Origin of the sequence: Bradyrhizobium sp. NBAIM08 (genome assembly GCF_020193935.1) — a bacterium.
Classification (GTDB): domain Bacteria; phylum Pseudomonadota; class Alphaproteobacteria; order Rhizobiales; family Xanthobacteraceae; genus Bradyrhizobium; species Bradyrhizobium yuanmingense.
Window position 1 is genome coordinate 1 of sequence record NZ_JADYVR010000097.1, and the last position, 549, is coordinate 549.

Here is a 549-nt window from a genome sequence, read left to right on the forward strand (position 1 = left end):
GACAATTGACAATATGCAATTTGCAACAGAGCGCATTGAAATTTATGATGTGCTTGGTCAGAAAGTTTTTAGCCAGAGGCAGGCAGCAAGGAGCAAGGAGCAAATTACCATTGATGTTTCGGAATTAAAGCCAGGAATTTATTCCCTCTCTATTAATCAAAATCAAAGTGTAGTTGCAAGAAAAGTGGTGATACAATAATTAGTAACTGTTCAACGGCAACCCATTCAAATCCTTAAACACAAATAGAAATGAAATCAAAAATTTTACTTTCACTTCTGCTGTTGACAGCCGGGTTGACGGGTTTTTGCACTACCTGGACCATCACCAATTTTGGATTTACGTTTACGCCTGCATCCATCACTATAAATCCTGGCGACAGCGTGAATTTTGTCATCGATTCAGCGCACAATGCAGTGGAGGTGAGTGATACTACCTGGAATGCAAACGGCAATACTGCCCTGCCTGGCGGATTTCTAACCCCATTTGGAGGAGGATTAATTTTGGCGACACAGCTTGGAACGGGTACACATTATTATGTATGCTATCCC

At 41.3% G+C, this 549-nt stretch carries 2 protein-coding genes; both read left to right on the forward strand.

Annotated elements, in window-relative coordinates; genetic code table 11:
- Nucleotides 1–199: T9SS type A sorting domain-containing protein (locus tag I6F37_RS38580; protein ID WP_225154156.1), on the forward strand; the 199-nt coding region annotated here is incomplete at its 5' end.
- A gap of 50 nt (nt 200–249) precedes the next feature.
- A partial coding sequence (locus tag I6F37_RS38585) for a hypothetical protein (protein ID WP_225154157.1) occupies nt 250–549 on the forward strand: 300 nt, incomplete at its 3' end.